This is a genomic window from Halioglobus sp. HI00S01, assembly GCF_001635445.1.
GTDB lineage: Bacteria > Pseudomonadota > Gammaproteobacteria > Pseudomonadales > Halieaceae > Halioglobus > Halioglobus japonicus.
The window spans coordinates 1-219 of record NZ_LWEE01000375.1 but is presented as its reverse complement, the minus strand read 5'-3'; the positions used below and the strand labels follow the sequence as shown (position 1 = coordinate 219).

Here is a 219-nt window from a genome sequence, read left to right as displayed (position 1 = left end):
TTGAAGGTGAACCGGGAGGTTTGCTGGAGGTATCAGAAGTGCGAATGCTGACATGAGTAACGATAAGGGGGGTGAAAAACCTCCCCGCCGGAAGATCAAGGTTTCCTGCGCAACGCTAATCGGCGCAGGGTGAGTCGGCCCCTAAGGCGAGGCAGAAATGCGTAGTCGATGGGAAGCAGGTTAATATTCCTGCACTTCTTATTATTGCGATGGAGGGAC

Annotated in this window: 1 rRNA gene; it reads left to right on the top strand. The window is 53.0% G+C overall.

Annotation, left to right across the window (positions count from 1 at the left end):
• A 23S ribosomal RNA gene (locus A3709_RS20995) occupies nucleotides 1–219 on the top strand; the annotation flags it as partial.